The following is a 20051-nucleotide window of genomic DNA, read 5'->3' on the forward strand; positions in this document are numbered from 1 at the left end:
GACAATGGGCAAACTGCATCATGGGTCCTGAACTCCGCTCAGGATCCCTTCATCTGACCAAAAATACCTCGGGGGAGTCGCCTGAAAGGTGGCGGGGGCAGAGCCCCCTGCCCAACTACAGGTAATCCGAACGCTGCAGGCCGTATTTGGCCATCTTCTCGTTCAGTGTCCGCCGCGGCAGACACAGCTCTTCCATGACCGACGCAATCGAGCCCTTATGACGGCGCATCGTGTTGTCGATCAGCATCCGTTCGAACGCTTCGACATATTCCTTGAGCGGTTTACCCTCGGTCGTCATCACAGGCTGCATTTCCTCGTGATCCGACATCAGCAGCGACGCAATCGTCCCGGACCCGCGGCGCGACTGCAGCACGGCGCGTTCGGCGATGTTGATCAGCTGCCGCACGTTGCCCGGCCACGGCGCTTGCAGCAGCTGCGCCGCCTCCTGAGCGCTGACCTGCGGCGCATCACAGCCGTATTCCTCGGCAAACTGCTCACTGAGCCGGGTGAACAGCGTCAGGATGTCCTCGCCACGCTGGCGCAGGGGCGGCATGGTGATCCGCAGTGCCGCCAGGCGATAGAACAGGTCGGGGCGCAGCACATCTTCGCTGGTCTTTCCGGCCTCTTGCAGGTTGGAAATCGCCACGATCCGGGTCTCCGCCGGCGTGCCCTGATCATTCATGACGCTCAACAAACGGGCCTGAAGCGTGTCGCTCAGCGCCTCGACATCTTCCAGAACCAGCGTCCCTCCGCGCGCCTCTTCAATGGCGGGCAGTTGGGTATCCTCGGGCATCATCGGGCCAAAGAGGCGTTTCGAAAGAACGTCTTCCTCAAGCGCCGCACAGGACACCAGAACAAATTTCTTGCCGGCCCGGCTGCCAACCGCGTGCAACGCGTGCGCGACCAGAGTTTTCCCGGTGCCCGTCTCACCATCGATCAGAACGTGACCGTCCGCCTGCCCCAGATCCAGAATGTCCTCGCGCAGACGTTCCATAACCGGGCTGGCGCCGATCAGCTTGTTCATGATCTGAGTGCCACCCGACAGCTCGCGCCGCAGGGCCCGGTTGTCCAGCGTCAGACGGCGGGCATTGCTGGCGCGTTTGGCCAGTTCCGACATCCGGTCCGGGTTGAAGGGTTTTTCAAGGAAATCGAACGCACCGACGCGCATTGCCTCAACCGCCATCGGCACGTCACCGTGACCGGTGATCATGATGACCGGCAAGGTGCTGTCGGCCCCCATCAGTTTCTTCAGTAGCTGAATACCGTCCATGCCGGGCATTTTGATGTCCGAGATGACAATGCCCGGATAGTCTGGCCCCAGCACCTTCAGCGCGTCCTCGGCGCTCGAAAAGGTTTCGGTGTCATAGCCCGACAGTGCCAGCCACTGGCTGATCGACTGGCGCATGTCCTGTTCGTCATCCACAATGGCAATTTTCATGGCCTGTGCCATAGTACTTCCTTTGTTATTCAGCGGCCTCGAGGCCGTCGCTTCCCAGTATCGGCAGCTGCATTTCAAACACCGCGCCACCGTGCTGGCTGTTGCGGGCGGTCAAACGCCCCCCATGGTCGTTTACGATACCCGAAGAGATGGCAAGTCCCAAACCGACGCCGTCTCCGGGCTGCTTGGTGGTGTAGAACGGCTCGAACAGGTTCTCGATATCCTCGATCCCATAGCCGTTGTCGCGGACGGTCAGCACCGCCATATCGCCCGCTGCCAGAATGATTTCCACATCCGGCTCTGATACAGATTTGGTGGCGTCCAGCGCATTGCGCAAGAGGTTCACCATCACCTGTTCGATCCGCATCCGGTCCCCCATCACGATAACAGGTTCTTCGGGCAAAATCTGAGTGATCTTCACATGCCTCTGACGCAGCTGCGGTTCCATCATCGACAGGGATGAGGCCAGCGCTTCGCCAAGATTCACAGGGGAAAACGCATCCGCGCCCTTGCGTGCATAGGATTTGAGCTGCCGCGTAATCGCGCCCATCCGTTCAATCAGACCGTCGATGCGGCCAAAGCTTGCCAGCGCCTCTTCGGGGCGGTTTCGGCGCAGCAATAGGCGCGCCCCCGCCAGATAGGTTTTCATTGCAGCCAGCGGTTGATTCAACTCGTGGCTGACAGCGGCGGACATCTCGCCCAAGGCGGCCAGTTTCGAGCTTTGGGCAAGCGTCTGCTCGGCAACTTCCAGCGTCTTTTCAACCCGTTCCCGCTCAGCAATTTCCCGCTGTAGCCTTGCATTCAATGCGCGAAGCTCTGCCGACTCACGCTGGAACAAGGCCATCCGCAGCGTCGCCCTCCGGCTGAGCGCGTAGAAGGCCAGCGCCAGCAGAATCGCAAAGCCCATAATCTCAAGCGCGAGAACGCTGTTCACCTTTTCCCGGATCGAGGCATAGGTCGTGAAGGATGTCATCTGCCAACCGCGGAACGGAATGCGCGTTTCCATCCGCATCACGGCCTCGCCCTGCAGATAGGCATCCGGCGGCAGCGCCGTCCAATCCGCTGTGGCCCTGATCGCTCGTTGGATCGCGCCTTCCGGAGGCTGCCGCAGCATGGCTGCGTTTTCGTCGAGCCCCCGCCACTGCGGTTCGGTCGACAGGATGATCGTACCGGTGCTATCGGTCACCATCACCGCATCGGAAATACCAGCCCAGGCAAGTTCGAACTTGTGCAGATCGACCTCAACAACAATCACACCAAGTATATCGGCGTTGGCATCGATGCGGCGAGAATAGACAAAGCTGTAACCACCGGATTCTTTCGGGATCACGGTGAAGATTGTGGCATTCGAGCGGACAGCATCAATAAAATAAGGCGAACTGCGATGCGCCTCACCCAATCGGTTGCGATCGGTGGATGCAACCAGACGCCCGTCCCCGTCCAGCAACATCAGGGACGCAGCCCCGATCTCTTCGACGAAAGAGATCAGGCGCTGGGTGGACAGCGAAAAGTCACCCGATTGCAGCGCCGAGATCAGCGTAGGATCGCGGGACAGCAGCTGCGGCACAATTGCGTTTCTGCGCAGCTCGCTCAGCAGGTTGCCGGAATACAGCGCTAGGCGCACCTCGGCCCGGTTGCGCGTCGACTCGGTGAACCTGTCGGTCAGCAGACGGTTCGTGATCCAGATCGTCGCGACGGCGGCGATCAGCACAGCGATCACAGCAAACCGCAGGCGCCACCCAAGGGGCGCGCCGCGGAAAGGTTTTGTCAGATTGGACCAGCCGAAACTCATCCCGGGAAATTACGCGGGCTTCAGCGCAACCTCAAGTCACGCAGGCGCGAGGACACCCGACAATGCGCGGAACAATGCCGTACCGTCGGTGCCGCCATGCCCATCATCCGCCGCACGTTCCGGGTGCGGCATCATCCCAAGTACCCTGCGGTTTTCCGACAGGATACCGGCGATATCCCCGACCGAGCCGTTTGGATTCTCGGTATAGGTGAATGCGATCCGGTCCTGATCCTGAAGCGCGGACAATGTGGCGTCATCGGCGAAATAGTTTCCGTCATGGTGCGCAATCGGAATTCCGATCACATCGCCTGCGTTATAGCCTTGGGTGAAGGCGCTGTCGCTGGTCTCTACCTTCAGGCCAACGGTCTTGCAGATGTATTTCAGACCCGCGTTGCGCAGCAGCGCGCCCGGCAGAATGCCGGTTTCAGTCAGAATCTGGAAACCGTTGCAAACCCCTACAGCGTAACCGCCCCGGTTGGTGTGATCGACCACGGCCTTGCAGATCGGCGATTGCGCGGCGATGGCACCACACCGCAGGTAGTCACCGTACGAGAAACCGCCGGGCACGCCCACGATGTCGATGCCCTCGGGCAACGCGGCGTCCTTGTGCCAGACCATATCGACCTGAAAACCAGCCTGCTCAAAGGCCACTGCAAGGTCCCGATCACAATTCGAACCGGGGAAAACGATGACGGCTGCGCGCATTGCGGACCCTCCTAACAGACAAAATCGGTGACCACGGCAACACCCGGCGGCGTTGGATGGTCAAAGGCGGCAAGTTCATCACTTACCTGGTTCAGAGATATTTTTCGCGTAACCAGCGGGCTGAGATCAACGCTGCCCCCGGAAATCAGCGATAACAGCGATGGATAGCGCCAGCTTGGCATCCCGCGGGTGCCGTAAACAGCCAACTGGCCGGAATACAGCACGTCCATCGGCAGAGACATAGTCGAGTGCTGCCCGGCCGGCATTCCGATCTGCACCATGCGGCCCAGCTTTTGCAGGGATTTCACGGCAGCAACGGTGGTGGTTTCGATCCCCAGCGCCTCAATCGCGACATGCGCCCCGCCGCCGGTGATCTCTTTTACGGCCTCTGGCGCATCACTGGTGGCCGCATTAACAACAGCATCAGCACCAAGGCTTTTGGCATAGGCCAGCTTGTCGTCGGCGATATCGACCACGACGACGCGCGCCCCAAGTGCCTTGCCCAGCAAGAGCGTCGACACGCCGACGCCGCCGCCACCAAAGATGGCCAGCCACTCGCCGCCCTGTATCTGCGCCCGACCGACCAGCGCCTGCCAGGCGGTCGTCACCCGGCAGCCTAGGGCAGCTGCGATTTCAGGTGCCAGCGTGTCAGGCAAAGCCGTCAGGTTGGCATCGGCATGAGCCACGGCAATGTATTCGGCAAAAGCGCCATCACATGTGAAACCGGGCACCACCTGATCCGCGCAGATTGTCTGATGACCTTGCGCACAGTCCGGGCAGTGACCGCAGGCCAGAATGAATGGCGCTATCACCCGATCTCCGACCTTCCACCGGGTCACCCGCGCACCAACCGCGACAACCTCGCCGCAGTATTCGTGCCCAGGTGTTATCGGCAAAATTACATCCGGGTCCGACCCCGACCACGCGTGCCAATCCGACCGGCAAACGCCGCAGGCCAGCACCCGGACGACAACACCGTCCTCGGTCGGTTCCGGGTCAGGAATGGTCGTCAGCTCAAGCGGCTGACGATAGGTGATCAGACGGGCAGCCCGCATCAAGTCAGACCAGTTCGATCTCGTAACGCTCGATGACGGTGTTGGCCAACAGCTTTTCGCACATCTCGGTGATGTCGGCCTCGGTCGCGCCCTCGGCCAGTTCAAGGTCGATCACCTTGCCCTGACGCACGCCTTCGACCTGATCAAAGCCCATGGCGCCCAAAGCGTGCCGGACGGCCTCACCCTGCGGGTCGAGGACCCCGTTCTTCAGCATCACATGCACCCGTGCTTTCATTCCTGCAACTCCAGCTGAGGGCCGTGGTTCCGGGCCCGTTCCGTTGCGCGGGGGATAGCGTGTGAAGCGGCGTTCGACAACCCTTGTCCGCACACAGTTTGACGCAGGTTGACCGATCAGCCTCCACCGGTCAGCCCCGGGTAACGCGCATCTATGGCGTTGAACGTGCCGGTCAGCACCATTTCAACCGCCACGGCGACAAGGATGATCGCCATGACACGGGTGATGACATTGATCATGGTCGGCCCGAAAAACCTTGAGATCGGGTCCGCGAACAGCAACCCCAGCCCCACAATCGCGCAGGCGATCAGCACAGCGGACCCCAGTGTCACAATCTCGGCCCCGTCCGACAGCGTGTGGGCAAAGACAATCGTGGTCGCAATAGTCCCCGGCCCGATGGTCAGCGGAATTGCCAACGGCACAACGGCGATGTTGCTTTTCTTCCGCGCGCCTTCTTCCACCGCCTGCTGATCGCCCTGCGGCCGATCAGACGCGTTCAGCATCGACATGCCGACCCCAAGAATGATCAACCCACCCGCAATGCGGAACGAGGGGATATCGATGCCAAAGATCGCCAGCACCTCTTCGCCCACCAGCACAGCAATCAGGGCCACGATCACAACGGTCCCTGTCACGATTAACGCCACGCGCTTGCGCTCGGACGTCGAATAGCCCTCGGTCATGCTCAGGAAGATCGGGATGCCGTAAAGCGGGTTGAAAATCGCCAGCAGTGCCGCGAGGAATTTCAAAAAGACAGCCTGATCGAACAATTCGGCCATGTCGGGACCACCCTGGTTGCACCTGCCCCGACAATGCGAAGGACCGGGCGCGCTGTCAAACCACCAGAGGAAAAAGAAAAAAGCGCCGCCTTTGCAGACAGCGCTTTCAATATTCACTGCACCGAAACACTTAGTTGATCAACGTCGGCTTGGTCACGTTGCTTTTCGGCAAAACGCCCAGACGGCGCGCAACCTCGGAATAGGCGTCGGTCAGGCTGCCCAGGTCGCGGCGGAACACGTCCTTGTCCAGCTTCTGGCCGGTCTCGATATCCCACAGGCGGCAGCTGTCGGGGCTGATCTCATCCGCGATGATCAGACGCTGATAGTCGCCGTCATAGACGCGCCCGATCTCGATCTTGAAGTCGACCAGACGGATGCCCACGGCCAGCATCACACCGCTCATGAAATCATTCACACGCAGTGCAAGGCTGAGGATATCTTCCATGTCCTGCTGGCTGGCCCAGCCAAAGGCAGCAATGTGTTCCTCGGTGACCAGAGGATCACCCAGTGCATCGTCCTTGTAGCAGTATTCCACGATCGGGCGCGGCAGTTGCGTGCCCTCGGCAATGCCCAGACGTTTCGACATCGACCCGGCGGCATAGTTGCGCACGATCACTTCCAGCGGCACGATCTCGCAGCTGCGCACCAGCTGTTCGCGCATGTTCAGGCGGCGGATAAAATGGGTCGGCACGCCGATCTGGGCCAGACCATTCATGAAGAACTCGCTCAGGCGGTTGTTCAGCACGCCCTTGCCGTCGATCACGTCCTTTTTTTCGGCGTTGAACGCGGTGGCGTCGTCCTTGAAATACTGCACGATTGTACCCGGCTCGGGTCCTTCGTACAGAATCTTGGCTTTACCTTCATAGATTTTCTTGCGACGCGCCATAAGCGACCTTTCCACTCTGCACAGAGGGAATGAGTCCCCTCACGTTGGCGTTCTCATAGTGCAAGCCCCCCTTTCCCGCAAGTTTACTGACCCGAGAGGCTTTGACGCAGCGCAAATCCCTTGCGAACGGGCGCACGTATAGTCATATCATCAGGAAAGAAGTTGTAATCCAAGAGGTCCCCAACCAATGACCACATTTGACGAGCGTGAAGTCGCGTTTGAAAACATGTTCGCGCATGACGAAAAGATGCAATTTATTGCCCGTATGCGCAGAAACCGGTTTATGGCCGTTTGGGCCTCGACCCTGAAAGGTGAGACCGTTGAAAAAGCTCGGGCTTACGGTCAGGAACTGGTTCGCACCGATTTGCAGAACGTCAGCGAAGATGATGTCGTGGAGGCTGTGAAGGGGTATCTGGGCGATCTGGCTGATGAGGCAAAAATCCGCGAGAAGATGTCGGAATTGCTGATCGAAGCCAAAGAGCAGGTTATGGCAGAGTCCGAAATCTAAAACCTGAAATGCAAGGCTCATGATCTTCATGAGATTTATGAGTTTGATTTGACGCCCCGGTCATGAGACACGGGGCGTCTCGATACTTATCAGGCCTGTTGTGCCTTTTTTCGGAACACCCCAATGACAAATGCACTGAGCAAGCTTCTTGAAACCACCGATGCCATTCTGGCGGATGGCGCGACGGGCACCAACCTGTTCAACATGGGCCTTCAGTCCGGTGATGCGCCCGAGTTGTGGAACGTGGACGCACCGGACAAGATCCGCGCGCTGTATCAGGGCTCGGTCGATGCGGGCAGCGATCTGTTCCTGACCAACACTTTCGGTGGCACTTCGGCGCGCCTGAAACTGCACGACGCGCAGAACCGTGTGGCCGAGCTGAACCGTATCGGCGCAGAGCTGGGCCGCGAGGTCGCCGACAAGGCCGGACGTCCGGTCGTGGTGGCTGGCTCGGTCGGCCCTACAGGTGAGATCATGGAACCCGTCGGCAGCCTGTCCCACGCCGCAGCGGTCGAGATGTTCCACGAACAGGCAGACGCGCTCAAGGCCGGTGGTGCCGACGTTCTGTGGTTGGAAACCATCAGCGCCCCGGAAGAGTTTCGCGCCGCAGCCGAGGCCTTTGCCCTGGCCGACATGCCCTGGTGCGGCACCATGAGCTTTGACACTGCCGGGCGCACCATGATGGGCGTCACTTCGGCCGATCTGGCACAGCTGGTTGAAACCCTGCCGAACCCGCCGATTGCCTTCGGCGCCAATTGCGGCACCGGCGCCTCGGACATTCTGCGCACTGTGCTGGGCTTTGTCGCACAAGGAACCGAGCGTCCCGTGATCTCGAAAGGCAATGCAGGTATCCCGAAATATGTGGACGGCCACATCCACTATGACGGCACGCCGGATCTGATGGGAGACTATGCGGCCATGGCGCGCGATGCCGGAGCCACGATCATTGGCGGTTGCTGCGGCACCATGCCCGACCATTTGCGCAAAATGCGCGAAGCACTGGATACCAGACCGCGCGGCTCGCGTCCGACGCTGGATCAGATCACCGATGCTCTTGGGCCGTTCTCTTCGGCATCGGATGGAACTGGCGACGATGCCGCGCCCGAGCGGCGCACACGCCGCCGCCGCCGCGCCTAAGCTTCACCGCCCCTCGAATTTCGGGGGGCGTTTTTCCATGAAGGCCACGACGCCTTCGGCAAAATCGCGGCTGCGACCGCAATCGCCCTGCAGATGCGCCTCAATCGCCAATTGCTGCGGCAGCGTTTTCTCATAAGTTCCGCGGATCGCCTTTTTGATCGCTCCGAATCCGGCTGTGGGGCCGTTGGCCAGATAAGCTGCGCGCTTGCGCCAATGGGCGTCGAACGCGTCGTCTGGCACGGCCTCCCAGATCAGGCCCCAGTCATCCGCCTGCCGCGCGCTGATCTTGTCGGCGAACAAGGCGGCCCCCATGGCTTTGGCGAACCCCATCTGGCGCGGCATGAACCACGTACCGCCCGCGTCCGGCAACAGTCCAATCCGTGCAAAGGCCTGCAGGAAATAGGCGCTTTCGGTTGCGATCACCACATCGGCGCTCAGCGCAAGGTTCGCCCCTGCCCCAGCGGCCGGGCCGTTGACGGCTGCAATGGTGGGAACCGGGCAATCATAGATCGTCTCGAGCATCGGCTCGTATTCATCGCGCAGCGTCCGTTCCAGATCAATCTTACCGGTGCTGGACGCATCCCCAAGATCCTGACCCGAGCAAAACGCGCCGCCAGATCCGGTCAGAACAACCGCCCGCGCGTGCCGGGCGGCGTGTTTCATCGCATGCGTGACCTCGGCCCGCATCTGCGCCGTCATCGCATTCATCTTGTCGGGACGGTTCAGGGTCACAACCGCCAAATCATCCGTGATGTCCAACAGGATCGTTTCGTATTCCATGAACCCCTCCCCAAAATTCCGTCTTTTCGAAACCCTGACCGAAATGCAGGGGAAGGAAAAGCGGAACCCTGGGTCAGTCTTCAAGAATTTGTCGCAAACGCTCTTTTTCAGCGTCGGTCAGCTTGTCCTTTTCACCGCTGATCTGAACCTGAGATCGCTTGCGCAAAAAATTCCATCCCATCGCGGCGGCGATCAGCAACATGATCGGACCTGCCAGCCACAGCATCAGGTTCGAGCCCGACGTGGTCGGTTTCAGCAATACGTACTCGCCGTAACGATCCACGATGAAGGCAATCGCCTCCTGGTCCGTGTCACCGGCCACCAGTCGTTCCCGCAGCAGCAGGCGAAGGTCGCGCGCCAGTTCAGCGTTGCTTTCATCGATGCTCTCGTTTCGGCAGACCAGACAGCGCAGTCCGGTGCTGAGGTCCCGGGCCCGTTGTTCCAGAACCGGATCGTCCAGCACCTCGTCGGGCTGCACGGCGAACAGGGGTGACGCAATCAGCGTCAGGATCAGGATCAGACGTTTCATTCCGCAGGTACTCCGCCCGTTGGGGCCTTGCGCGCACCGGCTGCAACCCGGAACCGGCGGTCCGACAGGCTGAGCAACCCGCCCAGAGCCATCAGGATACACCCACCCCAGATCCAGTTCGCCAGCGGTTTGATATAGGTCCGCATGACCCAGCCGCCATCGGCCTGCTGGTCACCTATCACCACATAAAGGTCACCAAGGAACCGATAGTCGATCGCCGCCTCGGTGGTGGGCATCCGTGCAACCGGATAGTCGCGTTTTTCAGGATGAAGCGTGCCCATAGGCCGCCCGTTCTTTTCAACCCGAACATCTGCCATGGTCGAGAAATAGTTCGGCCCCTGCACGCGCTGCACATCTGTCAGGGTCAGGGTGAACTGCCCAACCTCAAACGGCTGACCGGGTTGTGCGACGCGGATGTCTTCGACCTCCCACGCCGTCAGGCCGGCGATGGCAAACATGGTCACGCCCAGCCCCGTATGCGCCACAGCCTTACCCCAGTCTGCGCCCGGCAGACGGAACAGGCGTTTGAGGCTGCCTTTGCGGCCCGTGCGGCTCCACAAATCGACGGCGGCGCCGAAGGTGATCCATGCGCCTAGGAACAGCCCAACCGGCCCCAGTGCGCTGCGCCCTGTCTGCATCGCCCAGACCAGCAAGGCCAGAGCCAACGCCAGCAGGAAGGCGTAGCGCAGGGAATAGGCGGTTTTGCCAAGCTTGCCGCGCTTCCACGGCAGCATCGCACCCACAGGCAATGCAATGCCCAAAGCAACCATGAACGGCGTGAATGCTGCATTGAAGAACGGCGCACCGACCGAAAGTTTACGGTCAAAGGCCATCTCGGCCACCATCGGCCACATCGTCCCGACGAACACGACGAAACAGCTGACGGCCAGCAGAATGTTGTTCAGAACCAGCGCGCTTTCACGGCTGACCATGCCAAAGACGCCCTTGGCCTCCATCGCCTGCGCACGCGCAGCAAACAAGGTCAGCGAGCCACCGATGAAGATCACCAGAATGAACAGGATGAACACACCGCGCTCGGGGTCATTGGCAAACGCATGAACGGAAGTCAGCAGCCCCGACCGCACGATGAACGTACCGATCAGCGAGAAACCAAAGGCAATGATTGCCAGCAGAATGGTCCAGCTTTTCAACGCCTCGCGCTTTTCCACCACGATGGCCGAGTGCAGCAGCGCGGCAGCCAGCAACCACGGCATGAACGAGGCATTTTCAACCGGGTCCCAGAACCAGAACCCACCCCAACCAAGCTCGTAATAGGCCCACCAGGACCCAAGCGCGATGCCGATGGTCAGGAACACCCACGCCGCCAACGTCCAGGGACGCACCCAGCGGCCCCATGCAGCATCCACGCGACCTTCGATCAGGGCGGCGACGGCAAAGCTGAACGCCATGCTCAAGCCCACATAGCCCAGATACAGGAACGGCGGGTGGAAGGCCAAACCGGGGTCCTGCAACAGCGGGTTCAGATCGCGCCCGTCAAATGGCGCCACTATTAGCCGGTCAAACGGGTTCGAGGTAAACAGGATGAAGGCAAAGAACGCCACAGCAATCGCGGACTGAACCGCCAAAACCCGCGCTTTCAGTGTGGGCGGCAGGCCGCCTCCGAAAAAAGCGGCCATGGCGCCGAACAACGACACGATCAGCACCCACAACAGCATCGAGCCTTCGTGGTTCCCCCATGTGCCGCTGATCTTGTATAGCATCGGCTTGGCAGAATGGCTGTTTTCAACCACCACCCGCAATGAAAAATCCGAGGCCACAAACGCCCAGACCAGCGCCATGAACGAGAATCCTACCAGCAGAAACTGCAAAATGGCTGCAGGTTCAGCAAAGGACATCCATCCGGGCCACCGTTTGGCGGCACCTATCAGCGGGACAACTGACTGCACGATAGCAACCAGAAAGGCGAGGATCAGGGCAAAATGGCCAAGTTCTGTAATCATGGCCCCGGATATAATCCTGTTGCCCGGCAAGCACCAATCACTTTCGCCCCTTTGGGGCGAGCATAGTGTCGCGGGTCAGGCCGCGCGTTTGCGCCGCCAGTCCTCCAGCGCAGGGTTATCACCGGTATGGCTCGCGTTTTCGGCCAGAGCAACATCGGTCCCCGGATCGGCAGCCCCAATTCCATCACTGCGCAGGGCTTTCAACGCCCGGAGATTGTCCAGCACCTGTGGGGTGCGCTTCATCGTGGCCGTGATCTCTCGCTGCATATCCTGAACCTTGGCCTGATGACGGGCACCGAAATAGAACGACACAATCACTCCAAGCAGCCACCACAACGGCTCGGGCACCAAGGCGATCCCCTGCATCCGCGCCGCGAACCACAACGGATCAACCATGGCAGCAACGAACAAACCCAACGTCCCCAGCGCCATCGCCGGGCGCGGCAACCGGTTGAGCCCGTCCATGAACCGATCAAACGCCCCTTTTTGCAACGCCTGAAATTCCTGACCAAACTGAACCATCGCCTGTTGCTGCAACACCTGGCCGCGCTCGGCCCCCTTTTCGGCATTTTCGCGAAACATTTCAGCAGTTTCGCGAACAACATTCCGCCCGCCTCCAAACAGAAACGTCAAGACATTCGAGATCAATCCCATCCCGCAACCCTCCTTTGAAAATCTGCATCGCTCAGGTGATAAGCTGGCGAAACGAACTCCTCGGCCCGCTTAATCCATCCGCCTTTACCACCCGCCCGATTCCGAGCGTATTTGCGAGAGGCCGGCCGGTGGTCGGCCAAGCGGAAATAAAAATTGCGCCGCGCAACCCCATAGGCATCGCGCAAGGTAACCGGATCAGGGTCTGCCGCGTTCTGACAGGCCCGCGCAGTTTTCGGCCCAACGACACCGTCCACCGCGACCCCGAATCCCATTTCCCGCAGCAGCCGTTGAAGGATCTTGACCGCATGACCGCCCGCGTTGACGTACATGTCAAAAACCGATGGGTGCAGAACCTTCGGCAGCAGGCTTAACCGGGGCAACTCAAAGTAATGCTTCACAAAAATATCGACGGCCTGCGATTTACTGAGCAACCGCACATCGGCGCCGTTGATCACCCCATCGTCCGACAGGTCAAGCCCGAGGCGCCGCATGGTGTGAATGGTTACACCGAATTTGGTCGCCCCGCCGGGATCGTCCGGATCGTCTACAAACCCGCCTTCACGCGCCACGATCTCAGTTGCAATCTGTCGTACCGTCTGCATTGCACCCTCCGCATTTGGTGCGACACACGGTTTCCCAACCCGGTTAAATTCCAACAATGAAACAGGGCGCTGCCCGCCTGTTGCGCGCAACGCCCTATTTCACCTTTTCCGAAATACTCCCGCCGGAGGCACGCAGCGCAGCTGCGTTCAGCTTTCGTCAGCCTCCTGATAAACGCCTTGCTCTTTCAGCGCGTCCACAACCTCTTTCGGCATATAGGTTTCGTCGTGTTTGGCAAGAATTTCAGTAGCTTCGAACACACCGTTCACATAGGAGCCTGTGCCCACCATGCCCTGATTTTCGGCAAACAGATCAGGCAGCACGCCAGTAAACGCCACCGGCACGCTCTCGCCCCCATCGGTCACAACAAAATGCACCGTCTCGCCCTGACCGCGTATGATCGAGCCCTCCTCAACCAGACCACCGATGCGGAACACTTCGGTTGGTTTCGGAGGTTCTGCGATCACCTGGCTGGGCGACCGGAAGAAGTTGATGCCATCCTGCAACGCATATCCAATCAACCCCGTGGCCACAACAAGGGCCACGACGGCCAGCAGAATGACTTGGACTCGACGGCGTTTCTTGAGCGTTTTCATTTCGTCCTCACGGGAACAACGGGGCCATCATCAGGCCCGCGGTTTCATCCTCACCTAACATCAGGTTGGCATTCTGCAAGGCTTGGCCACTGCTACCTTTTGTCAGATTATCCAATGCGCCGATCACGATGGCGCGACGTTCGATCCGGTCACCAACCACACCGATATGGCAAAAGTTCGAGCCCCGCACATGGTGGGTCGAGGGCGTCTCGCCAAACGGCAGTATCCGGATAAACGGTTCATTTTCATAGGCTTTAGCCAGAGCCTCATACACGCTGGCCGGATCACCCTTTACATAAGTGGTCGCCAGAATACCCCGGTTGGCCGGGATCAGATGTGGCGTGAACTGCACATGTACGGTGCGACCGGCCAAGGCCGAGAATTCCTGATCGAACTCACCCAGATGTCGGTGCGTGCCACCCACAGCATAGGCATTGTAGCCCTCGCTGAGTTCTGCATGAAGCAGGTTTTCTTTCAGCGACCGCCCTGCCCCCGACACGGCGCATTTCAGGTCCAGAACGATATCATCCAGATCAATCACGCCCGCCATGATCAGTGGCCGCAGCACATACTGACCCGTCGCCGCGTTACAGCCCGTGCCGGCCACCAGCCGCGCGTTGCGGATGTCATTACGATAGAACTCGGTCAGGCCGTAAACCGCCTCTTCCTGCTGCTCCAAAGCCACGTGCGGGTTACCATACCACTTTTCATACTCTTCCGCGTCCCGCAGACGGAAATCCGCAGACAGGTCGATGATCTTGAGGTCTTTCGGCAGGTCGCGAATGACCTCTTGGCTGGTTTTATGGGGCAAAGCGCAGAAGCACAGGTCGATTTGCGAAAAATCAATCTCTGAGATTTTGCACAGGTCCGGCAGGTCCATGTGGCGCAAATGCGGGAAAACCTGCGCCATCGACATCCCGGCCTTGCGCTCGGCAGCCAAAGCCGTGATTTCCATGTTCGGGTGCTCGGCGATCAACCGCACCAGTTCAGCGCCGGTATAGCCGGAGGCACCCAGAATTGCGATTTTATGGGTCATGTCAGACCTCTTGTTTCATGGTGTCACATATCACGACCGCCGATGCGACGGCCTTCGAATAAAGGAGATTGCGCTGAGCCGTCCTTGACCTAAGTCACGCGGCCTCGAACGTGATTTGTCGTCGGAGGAACTGCGTGGCCCGGTCGCTGACAGTGCCGGGCTTGCCAGTGGTCAGAAATCCGCCCTTGCCCTCACCCTGCATCTTCGGGTGCCGCTGCAGGTAATCCGCAAGGCTTTCAGCCACCAGAGCACCCTGGCTGAACACCTGCACATCCGAGCCCAAGGCGGCCTGAAAGGCCTCGGCCATCAGCGGATAGTGGGTGCAGCCCAGAATCGCGGCCTGCGGCTCTGGCATTTTACGTTTCAACGCATCCACATGGCTGCGCACCAGGGCCTCGGCCAGGATCATGTCGCCGTCTTCGATGGCATCGACCACACCGCCACAAGCCTGTGCTTCGACATCCACACCAATCGCGCGAAATGCGAGTTCACGCTGGAAAGCGCGGCTGGAGACCGTCGCTGGTGTAGCAAACAGCGCCACATGTTTCACAGCCACCTCACGCGGAGGGCTGTTGTCACCCCATTGCCGTTCAGTCAGCGCTTCGATCAGCGGCACAAAGACGCCGAGAACGCGTTTGCCTTCAGGCACGCCCTCTTCCTGCATCCGGCGCAACGCGGCGGCGCTGGCAGTGTTGCAGGCCAGAATCACCAGATCACAACCGCGGTTCCACAGATCGTAAACAGCGCGGCGCGTCAGGTCATAGATATTCTCGGCATCGCGCACGCCATAAGGCGCATGGGCGCTGTCCGCAAAATACAGGAAATCCACGTCCGGCAGACGTTTCTGCGCGGCGTCCAGAACGGTCAAACCGCCCAATCCAGAATCAAAGATGCCTACTGCCATTTGCCCCTTTAGGCGCGATGCCGTTCCTCAAACTCATAGCCATAGTCGTACGACTTCAGCGGCGTTGGGGAAAGCTCATACGTGGCTTTGCGCAAGAAATCCATCATCTTGCGCGTGTCCTTTGCCAATGGATTCAGAACGTCGCGCCCTATGGGCTCTCCGATCACAACTTTGACCGGAGTATCGACGCGCTTTTTGAACTCTTTGATCAGCAGACCCATGCGCAAGGTATTGTGCAGATGGCTAGCAATCTGGAACAGGCGCGAGGTGTGTCCGTCAAAGAAAACCGGAATGACTGTGGCGTTCGACTTGGCCACCATCCGCGCCGTGAAACCGCGCCAGCCCGGATCCATCGGATGTGAGAACGGTTTGACCCCGGTGCTGACCGTGCCGCCCGGGAAAATCCCGATGGCGCCGCCCTCACCCAGATAACTCAGCGCCGTTTTCCGGGTTTCAAGGTTCAGCTTCATCGCCTCTTTGGTCTCGTCAAACGAAATCGGCAGGATGATGCGGTCAATATCCTCGGCCTTGCGGAACACGCGGTTGGCCAGAATACGGAAATCCCCGCGGGTCTGAGAAAGCATGTGACCCATCATGAGCCCATCCAAGATCCCATACGGATGGTTGGCGATCAGGATGAGCGGGCCGCCCTTTGGAATGTTCGACAGCGCCCCGCCAACTACATCCAGCGACAGACCATAGCGATCCACCATCACCGACCAGAAATCGCGTCCCTTGGCGACCTCTTGCTCATACCCGTCCGCACGCTTGATCAGACGCAAGCGACCCGTGGTGTTTTCCATCAGCTTGATCACCATCTTCCCGCCTCTGGTTTCGGCGGAATGGGCATAGGAAATGTCACGAGCGACGTGCCGGCGCGAGGGCATTCGAGTCTCCGAGGTTTGCTGCCTGCAAGATAGGTTTAAGCAACAACTTTGCCTAGGCTTCGTGACAAACCGGTGACGATTTACTCGGCAGCCTCGCGCAGTTCGGGCCCTCCGCCACGGATCACGGCCAGCAGTTCCTCGCGCCGTTTGGCGGCTTTGGCCTCGTTGGCGCGCAACACTGGCCCGAACCCGCGAATGTCCAACGGCAATTGCGCAAGGGCAATAACCGCATCCCGCGTCTGCGGCGTGACAAGTGGTGTTATCTCTTTGATATCACGCTCATATTGCTTGATTAGCTGTCGCTCCATCTGGCGTTCGGCATTATAGCCGAAAATGTCCAGCGGCGTCCCGCGCAGGGCTTTCAGCTTGGTCAAAAGCTTCATCGGCTTCAGCAACCATTCCCCGTAGGCCCGTTTCTTCGCTCGACCATCCGACCCGGTGCCACCCAGAATGGGCGGGGCCAGATAGAAGGTCATTTTGAAATCCCCATCGAACTCGGCAGCCGCTTTTTCGCGGCTGTCCAGCATCAATCGGGCAACCTCGTATTCATCCTTATAAGACAACAGCTTATGATACCCTTTTGCCACCGCTTTTCGGATACCCTCATCCTCAAACCCATTGACCAGCTTGAGATACCGATTGGCCAGACGACCACTTTGATAGGCGGTCAGGTGCTGCACGCGGAAATCAATCATCTGGTCCAGAGTTTTCGGCAATTCCGCCGTGTTAGGCTCGAGAATCCCGGTAACATCCTGCGGGTGCAGGACGGCCCAGCGACCGATATCGAAGGCGCGTTTGTTACGCTCGACCGCCGTGCCATTCAGTTCGATGGCGGACAAGATGGCCTCGTGGCTGACCGGCAACAGACCACGCTGCCACGCCGCGCCGAAGATCATCATGTTGGAATAGATCGAATCCCCCATCACCGCACGCGCCAGTTCGGTGGCATCGAACAGTGAAACATCCTCTTTCAACCGCGCCTGTAGCGACAGTTTGAGCCGGTCGCCGGGAATTCGGAACTCGGTATCGCGGGTGAAATCACCGGTGACGGTTTCATGAGAGTTCACGACAGCCCCGGTTTGACCCGCCCGTGTCAGTCCCAAGGTCTTGGCCCCGGCGGAAACAACCAGATCGCCACCGATCAACGCGTGCGCCTCGCCCGTGGCCACGCGAATGGCGCTGATATCCTCGGGACGGTTGGCCAGACGGCAGTTGATGTGCACGGCTCCGCCCTTTTGGGCGAGGCCTGCCATCTCCATCATTCCCGCACCTTTGCCGTCGATCTGCGCTGCCTGAGCCAGAATTGCGCCCAAGGTCACAACACCCGTGCCCCCAACTCCGGTGATTACCACGTTATGCGTGCCTTTGATTTCAGGCAGCACCGGGTCCGGCAGATCCGGCAAGTCAATTTCGGTGGTGGCTTCTTTCCGAATTTGCGCGCCTTCCAATGTTACGAACGATGGGCAAAATCCGTTGAGGCAAGAGAAATCCTTGTTGCAGCTGGATTGGTCGATGGCCCGTTTCCGACCCAGTTCGGTCTCTTTCGGAACAATCGAGACGCAGTTCGATTGCACGCCGCAATCGCCGCAGCCTTCGCAGATATCGGTGTTGATAAAGACCCGCTTGTCCGGATCCGGGAACGCACCCTTTTTGCGCCGACGTCGTTTCTCGGCTGCACAGGTCTGGACGTAGACGATAACCGAGACGCCCTCGATCTCGCGGAACCGTTCCTGAACCTGCATCAATTCGGCGCGTTCAAATGTTTCAACTCCGGCAGGCAAGGCCTTGAAGTTAAAGTCTTCTTTTTCATCATAGACCACTGCGACATGCTGAACGCCCATAGCCTTGACCTCAGCCACGATCCGTTCGGCTGTCAGGTCACCTTCGTTTTCCTGCCCGCCAGTCATTGCGACAGCATCGTTGTAAAGGATCTTGAAGGTGATATTCGTACCCGCCGCCAAAGCCGCCCGGATCGCTTGCACGCCCGAGTGGTTGTAGGTCCCGTCACCAAGGTTCTGGAAAACGTGTTTGGTGGTCGAGAATGGAGCCTCACCAATCCAGTTTACGCCCTCACCCCCCATTTGGGTAAAGCCTGTGGTGTCACGGTCCATCCACTGCACCATGTAGTGACAGCCGATGCCGGCATAGGCGCGACTACCGTCGGGCAGTCGGGTCGAGCTGTTATGCGGACAGCCTGAACAGAAATATGGCAGGCGCGTCGCAATTTCCTCGGCATTATCGGCGCGGCGGGCTTCGGACAAGCTGTTCAGACCGGCGCGGATACCGTCTGTCTCACGGCCCTCTTCAATCAGAATCTCACCCAGTTTCTCGGCGATCATGATCGGATCCAGCGCGCCCCGTGTCGGGAACAGTTCCTCGCGGTGCAGAGTCCCGGCCCCGCCCTTGTACCAGCCATATACGCGGCGGCCCCGGCGGTCGTCAAAGATGGCCTCTTTGACCTGAACCTCGATCAGTTTTCGTTTTTCTTCAACGATAACAATTAGGTCCAACCCTTCAGCCCAGTCGTGGAACCCGGCCATATCCAAAGGAAAGGTCTGTCCGATCTTGTAGGTGGTGATGCCCAAACGTTCGGCTTCATCCTCGTCGAGATTCAACAGAGACATCGCATGGGTCAGGTCCAGCCAGTTCTTCCCTGCGGCGACAAAGCCGATCTTCGCTCCGGGCTTACCCCAAACCCTGCGGTCCATCTTGTTGGCGTGCGAAAACGTTTCAGCGGCAAACCGCTTGAAATCGATAATCCGCCCTTCCTGCAAGTGCGGCGTGTCGCCCAAGCGGATGTTCAGCCCACCCTCGGGCATGTCGAACTTAGGCAACATCAGGTTCATCCGGTCGATGCTGCCATCCACAACCGAAGTCACCTCGATCGTATCCTTCATCGTCTTCAGGCCGACCCAAAGCCCCGAAAACCGGCTGAGCGCAAACCCGTAAACACCATAATCCAGAATTTCCTGCACCCCGGCCGGGCTGACGATCGGCATATACATGTCGACCAGCGACCATTCGGATTGGTGCAGAACGGTCGAGCTTTCGCCGGTGTGGTCGTCGCCCATCGCCATCAGCACCCCGCCATGTTTGGCCGTGCCCGCCATGTTGGCGTGGCGCATCACGTCGCCGGACCGGTCTACTCCGGGTCCCTTGCCGTACCACAGACCGAATACACCATCGAACCGCCCGTCCCCGCGCAGCCCAGCTTGCTGGCTGCCCCACAGCGCTGTGGCGGCCAAATCTTCGTTCAAGCCGTATTGAAAAGTGACGTCGCTTTCGGACAGTTGCTTTTGGGCCCGCGTCATCTGCTGGTCCACGGCACCAAGCGGCGATCCGCGATATCCGGTTACCAGACCGGCGGTATTCAGCCCCGCCTGCATGTCCCGCGCCTTTTGGATCAACATCAGGCGCACAAGCGCTTGCGTGCCATTCAAAAGGATCGGGTTCTTTTTCAGATCGAAGCGGTCATTCAGTGATATTTGTGGCTGACTCATCAGACGCCTCCCCTCGTCAGATCAGTGTGCTACTTTTCCACCCATTTTAGGTCATAATTTCTGACCTGC

At 59.3% G+C, this 20051-nt stretch carries 19 protein-coding genes; 2 read left to right on the forward strand and 17 right to left on the reverse strand.

Annotated elements, in window-relative coordinates; translation table 11 throughout:
• Window positions 1-115: 115 nt before the first annotated feature.
• From ACR0NT_RS00910 to purC, 7 genes are all read right to left on the reverse strand, one after another.
• Entirely contained in the window at window positions 116-1450 is a 1335-nt protein-coding gene (locus tag ACR0NT_RS00910; protein ID WP_170324832.1) for a sigma-54-dependent transcriptional regulator, read from the reverse strand.
• Window positions 1451-1463: 13 nt separating this feature from the next.
• Window positions 1464-3230, reverse strand: coding sequence for an ATP-binding protein (locus tag ACR0NT_RS00915; RefSeq protein ID WP_170671373.1), 1767 nt, complete (start codon window positions 3228-3230; stop codon window positions 1464-1466).
• A gap of 36 nt (window positions 3231-3266) precedes the next feature.
• Window positions 3267-3935: a phosphoribosylformylglycinamidine synthase subunit PurQ gene (purQ, locus tag ACR0NT_RS00920; RefSeq protein ID WP_170671371.1), complete on the reverse strand. Its 669-nt coding sequence runs from the start codon at window positions 3933-3935 to the stop codon at window positions 3267-3269.
• An 11-nt stretch (window positions 3936-3946) separates the two neighbouring features.
• Window positions 3947-4990, reverse strand: coding sequence for a zinc-dependent alcohol dehydrogenase family protein (locus ACR0NT_RS00925; protein WP_170671369.1), 1044 nt, complete (start codon window positions 4988-4990; stop codon window positions 3947-3949).
• Window positions 4991-4994: 4 nt separating this feature from the next.
• The gene (gene purS / locus ACR0NT_RS00930) at window positions 4995-5225 is read right to left on the reverse strand and encodes a phosphoribosylformylglycinamidine synthase subunit PurS (RefSeq protein ID WP_109311572.1); all 231 of its coding nucleotides are present in this window, start codon (window positions 5223-5225) and stop codon (window positions 4995-4997) included.
• Between the two features lie 116 nt (window positions 5226-5341).
• Window positions 5342-6004, reverse strand: coding sequence for a MarC family protein (locus ACR0NT_RS00935; RefSeq protein WP_170671367.1), 663 nt, complete (start codon window positions 6002-6004; stop codon window positions 5342-5344).
• A 130-nt stretch (window positions 6005-6134) separates the two neighbouring features.
• The gene (gene purC, locus ACR0NT_RS00940; protein WP_170324827.1) at window positions 6135-6890 is read right to left on the reverse strand and encodes a phosphoribosylaminoimidazolesuccinocarboxamide synthase; all 756 of its coding nucleotides are present in this window, start codon (window positions 6888-6890) and stop codon (window positions 6135-6137) included.
• A gap of 187 nt (window positions 6891-7077) precedes the next feature.
• Here purC and ACR0NT_RS00945 point away from each other — a divergent pair, with 187 nt between their 5' ends.
• Both ACR0NT_RS00945 and bmt read left to right on the forward strand, forming a co-directional pair.
• Window positions 7078-7398: a DUF1476 domain-containing protein gene (locus ACR0NT_RS00945; protein WP_170671365.1), complete on the forward strand. Its 321-nt coding sequence runs from the start codon at window positions 7078-7080 to the stop codon at window positions 7396-7398.
• Window positions 7399-7521: 123 nt separating this feature from the next.
• Window positions 7522-8535 carry a betaine--homocysteine S-methyltransferase gene (gene bmt / locus ACR0NT_RS00950; protein ID WP_170442562.1) on the forward strand — a complete coding sequence of 338 codons (1014 nt, stop codon included), beginning with the start codon at window positions 7522-7524 and terminating at the stop codon, window positions 8533-8535.
• 3 nt (window positions 8536-8538) lie between these two features.
• On the opposite strand, the gene ACR0NT_RS00955 is transcribed toward bmt, so the two are convergent.
• From ACR0NT_RS00955 to ACR0NT_RS01000, 10 genes are all read right to left on the reverse strand, one after another.
• Complete coding sequence (locus tag ACR0NT_RS00955) at window positions 8539-9315, reverse strand: enoyl-CoA hydratase-related protein (RefSeq protein WP_170442560.1); 777 nt, start codon at window positions 9313-9315, stop codon at window positions 8539-8541.
• A gap of 73 nt (window positions 9316-9388) precedes the next feature.
• Complete coding sequence (locus ACR0NT_RS00960; RefSeq protein ID WP_170442559.1) at window positions 9389-9844, reverse strand: cytochrome c-type biogenesis protein; 456 nt, start codon at window positions 9842-9844, stop codon at window positions 9389-9391.
• Complete coding sequence (locus tag ACR0NT_RS00965) at window positions 9841-11805, reverse strand: heme lyase CcmF/NrfE family subunit (protein ID WP_170671363.1); 1965 nt, start codon at window positions 11803-11805, stop codon at window positions 9841-9843. The genes ACR0NT_RS00960 and ACR0NT_RS00965 overlap by 4 nt, the downstream gene beginning before the upstream one ends.
• A gap of 75 nt (window positions 11806-11880) precedes the next feature.
• Window positions 11881-12459, reverse strand: a complete 579-nt coding sequence (locus ACR0NT_RS00970) for a holin family protein (protein ID WP_170671361.1) — start codon at window positions 12457-12459, stop codon at window positions 11881-11883.
• Complete coding sequence (locus ACR0NT_RS00975; RefSeq protein ID WP_170442552.1) at window positions 12450-13061, reverse strand: holin-associated N-acetylmuramidase; 612 nt, start codon at window positions 13059-13061, stop codon at window positions 12450-12452. Before ACR0NT_RS00975 ends, ACR0NT_RS00970 begins: the two co-directional genes overlap by 10 nt.
• A gap of 147 nt (window positions 13062-13208) precedes the next feature.
• Window positions 13209-13655, reverse strand: coding sequence for a cytochrome c maturation protein CcmE (gene ccmE / locus ACR0NT_RS00980; RefSeq protein ID WP_170329995.1), 447 nt, complete (start codon window positions 13653-13655; stop codon window positions 13209-13211).
• Between the two features lie 7 nt (window positions 13656-13662).
• Entirely contained in the window at window positions 13663-14691 is a 1029-nt protein-coding gene (gene argC, locus ACR0NT_RS00985) for an N-acetyl-gamma-glutamyl-phosphate reductase (RefSeq protein ID WP_170442550.1), read from the reverse strand.
• Between the two features lie 94 nt (window positions 14692-14785).
• A complete protein-coding gene (locus ACR0NT_RS00990) occupies window positions 14786-15595 on the reverse strand; it encodes an aspartate/glutamate racemase family protein (protein WP_170442548.1) in 810 nt (269 codons plus the stop codon).
• Between the two features lie 8 nt (window positions 15596-15603).
• Entirely contained in the window at window positions 15604-16482 is an 879-nt protein-coding gene (locus ACR0NT_RS00995; protein WP_170671359.1) for a lysophospholipid acyltransferase family protein, read from the reverse strand.
• An 80-nt stretch (window positions 16483-16562) separates the two neighbouring features.
• Window positions 16563-19982 carry an indolepyruvate ferredoxin oxidoreductase family protein gene (locus ACR0NT_RS01000; RefSeq protein ID WP_170671357.1) on the reverse strand — a complete coding sequence of 1140 codons (3420 nt, stop codon included), beginning with the start codon at window positions 19980-19982 and terminating at the stop codon, window positions 16563-16565.
• Window positions 19983-20051 lie beyond the last annotated feature (69 nt).

Source organism: Ruegeria sp. AB10, from assembly GCF_056542745.1.

Coding starts and splice junctions, on each gene's coding strand:
- bmt (WP_170442562.1), top strand. CDS start 7,522: ATGACAAATGCACTGAGCAAGCTTCTTGAAACCACCGATGCCATTCTG.
- ccmE (WP_170329995.1), bottom strand. CDS start 13,655: ATGAAAACGCTCAAGAAACGCCGTCGAGTCCAAGTCATTCTGCTGGCC.
- ACR0NT_RS00970 (WP_170671361.1), bottom strand. CDS start 12,459: ATGGGATTGATCTCGAATGTCTTGACGTTTCTGTTTGGAGGCGGGCGG.
- argC (WP_170442550.1), bottom strand. CDS start 14,691: ATGACCCATAAAATCGCAATTCTGGGTGCCTCCGGCTATACCGGCGCT.
- ACR0NT_RS00915 (WP_170671373.1), bottom strand. CDS start 3,230: ATGAGTTTCGGCTGGTCCAATCTGACAAAACCTTTCCGCGGCGCGCCC.
- ACR0NT_RS00960 (WP_170442559.1), bottom strand. CDS start 9,844: ATGAAACGTCTGATCCTGATCCTGACGCTGATTGCGTCACCCCTGTTC.
- ACR0NT_RS00990 (WP_170442548.1), bottom strand. CDS start 15,595: ATGGCAGTAGGCATCTTTGATTCTGGATTGGGCGGTTTGACCGTTCTG.
- ACR0NT_RS00935 (WP_170671367.1), bottom strand. CDS start 6,004: ATGGCCGAATTGTTCGATCAGGCTGTCTTTTTGAAATTCCTCGCGGCA.
- ACR0NT_RS00975 (WP_170442552.1), bottom strand. CDS start 13,061: ATGCAGACGGTACGACAGATTGCAACTGAGATCGTGGCGCGTGAAGGC.
- ACR0NT_RS00945 (WP_170671365.1), top strand. CDS start 7,078: ATGACCACATTTGACGAGCGTGAAGTCGCGTTTGAAAACATGTTCGCG.
- ACR0NT_RS00965 (WP_170671363.1), bottom strand. CDS start 11,805: ATGATTACAGAACTTGGCCATTTTGCCCTGATCCTCGCCTTTCTGGTT.
- ACR0NT_RS00955 (WP_170442560.1), bottom strand. CDS start 9,315: ATGGAATACGAAACGATCCTGTTGGACATCACGGATGATTTGGCGGTT.
- purC (WP_170324827.1), bottom strand. CDS start 6,890: ATGGCGCGTCGCAAGAAAATCTATGAAGGTAAAGCCAAGATTCTGTAC.
- ACR0NT_RS01000 (WP_170671357.1), bottom strand. CDS start 19,982: ATGAGTCAGCCACAAATATCACTGAATGACCGCTTCGATCTGAAAAAG.
- purS (WP_109311572.1), bottom strand. CDS start 5,225: ATGAAAGCACGGGTGCATGTGATGCTGAAGAACGGGGTCCTCGACCCG.
- ACR0NT_RS00995 (WP_170671359.1), bottom strand. CDS start 16,482: ATGCCCTCGCGCCGGCACGTCGCTCGTGACATTTCCTATGCCCATTCC.
- ACR0NT_RS00910 (WP_170324832.1), bottom strand. CDS start 1,450: ATGGCACAGGCCATGAAAATTGCCATTGTGGATGACGAACAGGACATG.
- purQ (WP_170671371.1), bottom strand. CDS start 3,935: ATGCGCGCAGCCGTCATCGTTTTCCCCGGTTCGAATTGTGATCGGGAC.
- ACR0NT_RS00925 (WP_170671369.1), bottom strand. CDS start 4,990: ATGCGGGCTGCCCGTCTGATCACCTATCGTCAGCCGCTTGAGCTGACG.